Source organism: Roseovarius atlanticus (assembly GCF_001441615.1).
Lineage (GTDB): Bacteria > Pseudomonadota > Alphaproteobacteria > Rhodobacterales > Rhodobacteraceae > Roseovarius > Roseovarius atlanticus.
Window position 1 is genome coordinate 1 of record NZ_LAXJ01000070.1, and the last position, 280, is coordinate 280.

Here is a 280-nt window from a genome sequence, read left to right on the forward strand (position 1 = left end):
TCACGAGACGAACCCGGCATTGAACTTGACAACTGCGGTCACGACCTTCAGCTCAGGCCAGGTCATCAATTTTGCGACGGCGGAAAACTACGAAAGCATCCGCTTCACCACGACTTCGTCGGGTTTTAGTTTTCTCACGATCGACAGCCTGTCGGCTTCCGTCACCTGCTATCTCGAAGGAACGGGCATCGCGACGCCCCAAGGCCGCGTGGCGGTGGAGGACTTGCAGCCGGGCGATCAGATCCTGACGGCGGAGGGCGGCACCACCACGGTGCGCTGG

1 protein-coding gene is annotated in these 280 nt (G+C 60.7%); it reads left to right on the forward strand.

Annotated elements, in window-relative coordinates; genetic code table 11:
- The coding region (locus XM53_RS22335; RefSeq protein WP_201455477.1) for a Hint domain-containing protein at positions 1-280 on the forward strand (280 nt) is incomplete at both ends.